The organism is Actinomycetota bacterium (assembly GCA_005774595.1).
GTDB lineage: Bacteria > Actinomycetota > Coriobacteriia > Anaerosomatales > D1FN1-002 > D1FN1-002.
This window is the reverse complement of record VAUM01000181.1, coordinates 1-3,877: the sequence shown is the minus strand read 5'-3', so window position 1 is coordinate 3,877 and position 3,877 is coordinate 1. Positions and strand designations below refer to the sequence as shown.

Genomic DNA, 3,877 nt, shown 5'->3' with positions numbered 1-3,877 from the left:
CCCCGACAGCCGCGCGCTCATCGACCGCCGCATCGACGCGAGGCTCGCCGCTCTCGGCTGCGCGCCGCCGGCGCCTCCTCCCGCCCCTGTGCCCACGGCTCCCGCGCCCGCGTGGCCCGGCGCCGCGACCGCCCCGCGCGAGCCGCGCGTTGCGTTCGGCCCGGTGCTCGCGCTGTACCTCGGAGCGTTCCTGCTGTTCATGGCGGCGATCACGTTCACCGCCTACGGCTGGCAGAGCTTCGCCGACGAACTGAAGTTCGGCATCATCGCCGGCTACGACGCCGCGCTGTTCGGCATCTTCGCGCTGGTGGAGCGCACGAAGCTCAAGCACGCCGCGATGACGTTCTTCTGGCTCGGCGCCGCGACCCTGCCCATCGCGATCGGCGCGTTCGGCTCGTTCGTGCTGTCCCTGTCGCAGCGCGAGACCGTCCTCGGCGACCTGACCATCAACCCCTGGCTGTGCTTCCTGATGCTCGGGACGTCCGTCGCGTCGTACGCGCTCTACGCCTGGCGCCGGCAGACCGCGTTCCTGGTGATCGGAGGCATCACCGCCGGCATCGCGCCGTTCGCGCTGTCGTTGCCCGATGGAGACCTCGTGCCGATCATCCCCGCCGCGGTCGCGCTGGCGTACACGGCCGGTGCGATCGGGGCCACCGACGACCGGTGGCTCCGTGCCACCCGCGCCGTGGCGGGCATCGCCACCGCGCTCGCGCTGCCGCTCGCGGTCGTCGCCACCGCCGCCCACGTCATCATCGAGATCGCCGAGGCGTACGGCGGCGTGCCGGAGCCGGCGTCGTACGTCGCGATCATCCCGGTCGCACTGCTCTGTGCGATCGCGGTGCTGTGGCGCACGTCGGGGTGGATCGCCGAGCTCGTCCCGCAGCTGCCCGAGCGCTTCCATCGGCTTCCGGAGGCGCTGCTCGCGTCGGTGCTCGGCACGCTGCTGGTCACCGCGTGGGGATGGGGCGCCGGCGCGGACGGACTCGGCATCCTGTACCTCGGCGCGCTCGCGCCCGCCGCGTGGTACGTCGCCGCCGGCCGTGACCTCGAGGGGGTCGTCGCGCTCCCGTTCCCCCTGCTCACGATCCTCGCGCTCGGCCCCGGCAGCGCGTGGACCCGCCTGCTCGAGCCGTCCGCGTCCACCCTCGCGTTCACTTGGAACAGCCTGCTGCCCGGCGCGACGGGGCTCGTGCTGGCGGCTCTGTGGCTGGTCGCGGCCGACCGGCGGGACCTCGCGCCGAGGACGACCGCGCAGGGCGCCGCGGTGCTCCTCGGCCCCGCCGGCTTCCTCCTGCTCGCCGCGGTGCTGCCCCTGCAGCAGCCCTGGCTCGCACTCGCGATGGCCGCGTGTGCCGGCGCGCTGCTCTACGCCGCGTTCCATATGCGCGCCCCGGGCTTCGGTCTCGCGGCGATGGCACTGGCGTTCGCAAGCGTCGTCGCCACGTACGCGGGCGCCACGTATGCCGGCAGCACTGCCGCGGACTTCGCGTGGCCCGCCGCGTGGTTCGCGATCATGCTCGTCGCGGCCCTGGCGGTCTCGTTCGACCTGCGCCGGTCGCTGCTCTCGAGCGTCCCGGTCGGCCTGCTCGCGGCAGGAGCCGCGCTCAACACCCTCAACGCCTTCGACGTCGACTTCGACCCGTGGGCGCTGTTCGCCGTCGCCGGCGTGGCGCTCGCCTGCGCGGCGCTGTACCGGTTCGACGCGTACGCGGTAGCGGGGGTGCTGCTGGCGACGCTCGCCGTCTGGGCGTGGCTGGAGGAGCCGGACCACGTGCTCGACACCGGCTACGCCATGCTGCTCCAGCTCCCCGCGCCGCTCCTCGGCTGGTGGTTCTGGCGCAAGGCCGGCGAGTGGCGGGCCGCGGCCCGGATCCTGTGCCTGTTCGTGGTACCCGCACTCGCGCTCGGCTCACTGGACCAGGGCGACTACCTGCACGGCTTCACGCTGTTCGTCGTCGCGCTGGCGGCGAGCGCCGCGTTCGCGGTCGCGGGGTTCTGGCGGCGCTACGCGGGCTTCGCGGTCGTGGGGCTGCTCGCGCTGTTCAAGACGTCCTTCGACTTCCTGCAGACCTTCATCGACCACATCCCCGCGTGGCTCGGGTTCGCGGCAGTCGGGCTGCTGCTCGTCGGTATCGGCATCGTCTGGGAGCGCGGCAGGGTCTACCTGCGCGACCGCGCCCAAGAGCTGGCGCGCGGCTGGACGTAGGCCCGACCCGGGCCCGTCCGCTGGTAGAATCTTCGCGGAGGCCCGGCCGCGTCCGGCCCGTTACCGCGAGGAGCGTGAGTGGAGGAGCACGGCCTCATCCTCGACCGCTACCGTCCTCTCGCCCTCCTCGGAGAGGGCGGGCACGGCTCGGTCGTGCTCGCGTACGACACGAAGATGGCGCGCCGGGTCGCGATCAAGCGCCTCCCGCTCCCGCTGTCCGAGGACGGCCGTCCGGTCTCGAAGCGCGGCCTCGGCGAGGCGCGCACAGCCGCCCTGCTCAACCACCCCGGCATCGTCACGGTCCATGAATGGGACACCGACGCCGACGAGGCGTTCCTCATCATGGAGCACGTCGACGGCCTGCCGCTCTCGGAGCTGCTCGACCGCACCGGCGCCCCGCTGGACTTGGACGAGATCGCGGCGGTGGTCGCGGACGTCGCGGCGGCGCTGCGCTTCGCGCACGACAACGGGGTGCTGCACCTCGACCTGAAGCCGGACAACGTGCTCATCACGCGCGAGGGGCGCATCAAGATCGCCGACTTCGGCGTCGCGGCGCTCACCGGGCTCGGCGGCCACGCGCCGGGGCTCGGCGGGACGCTCGGCTACATGCCGCTCGAGCAGCTCGTCGGCGAGCAGCTCGACGAGCGCTGCGACGAGTGGGCCCTCGCGGCGCTGACCTACGAGATGCTCACGGGCCGCAACCCGTTCGCCGCCGACCGCGTCGACGACGCGATCTTCCGCATCGAGCTCGAGGACGCGCCGGCGCCCTCAGACCTCGTCCGCCGGCTGCCCGCCGGCATCGACGGCGTCGTCATGACGGGCCTCGCTCCGCACCGAGGGCAACGCTACCGCACGGTCGCCGAGTTCGCGTCGGATCTCACGCCACACCTCGGCGACCCGCAGGCGGGACGCGACTCCCTCGGCCGCCTGGTGTGCGCCCTGGCCGAGGAGGCCGACGAGGGGGTCCCGCTCGAGGGGCTCGGGCTGTGGGACCGGCTCTCGAACCGCGGGCACCTCGTCAGCCGAGCGGGCGCGACCGCTGCCGCGTCGTGGTGCGCATACAGTGCGCTCACGCACCTCGAACTGCCGCCGGCCGCGGAGTGGGTCGCGGGCGCGGTCGTCGCCGCGTGCGCCTGGGCCGCGCCGCCGCTCGGACTCGCCCTCGGCTTGCTCGCCGTCGTCGCCGCGGAAGCGGTGGCCGCCGGCCCGTGGCTCGCGGTGCTGGTCTTCGCGGCGGTGGCGGCGTACTGGTGGTTCGTCGGCCGCTCGGGCAAGGGCTACGCCTTCACGCCGATCCTCGCGCCGGCGTTCGCGGTCGCGCGCTGCGGTTTCGCGATCCCCATGCTGCTCGGATTCGCATTCGGGCCGGCGTGGGCCGCGCTGTCTTCCGCCCTCTCGGCGGCGGTCGTGATGACCACAGCGGCCGCCTACCGCCCCATCGCGCCGTACCTCTCCGTGCCGCTGCGCTTCTTCTCCGAGCCGTGGAACCTGGGCGAGCACGGCGGCGCGGGGGCAGTGTGGGCGAACCCGGGCGCGTACGTGACGGTCGCGGCCTGGGGTCTCGCCGGCCTGATGATGTCGCTCCTGAGCCGCCGCGGCACGCGCCGGGCGGCCGCGGCCGGCATGGCGGCGGCGACGGCGGCCCTGGTGATCGGCTACGTCGTGTGGGGC

The 3,877-nt window shown here is 73.9% G+C and carries 1 protein-coding gene; it reads left to right on the top strand.

Annotated features, from left to right (window positions below):
• Window positions 1-2,284: 2,284 nt before the first annotated feature.
• A partial coding sequence (locus FDZ70_07430) for a serine/threonine protein kinase (GenBank protein TLM74019.1) occupies window positions 2,285-3,877 on the top strand: 1,593 nt, incomplete at its 3' end.